Here is a 254-nt window from a genome sequence, read left to right on the forward strand (position 1 = left end):
TAATAAGTGCAAGGCAAACTTCGGCAGCGGGTATTCCTGGAATCAGGGCATGTCGTCGTGTGAACCGGACGAAGGCAAATGCCCGGACGGCAAGCCTACGAATTCCCTTGGTCAGTGCAAGCCAGAGCCGTGCCCGGCAGGCAAGGTCCAACAGGCCGATGGCACGTGCAAGAACAAAGAAAACGAATGTCCGGCCGGTCAGATTAAATCGCCCGATGGCAAGTGTCTGCCCGGCGAGGGCCAGTGCGCGAAGG

General features: G+C 58.7%; 1 protein-coding gene. It reads right to left on the minus strand.

From position 1 onward, the window contains the following. On the minus strand, positions 1-254 hold a 254-nt coding region (locus tag KVS69_RS19915), incomplete at both ends, for a hypothetical protein (protein ID WP_217539915.1).

It is taken from the genome of Stenotrophomonas sp. GbtcB23, assembly GCF_019091045.1.
GTDB lineage: Bacteria > Pseudomonadota > Gammaproteobacteria > Xanthomonadales > Xanthomonadaceae > Stenotrophomonas > Stenotrophomonas rhizophila_A.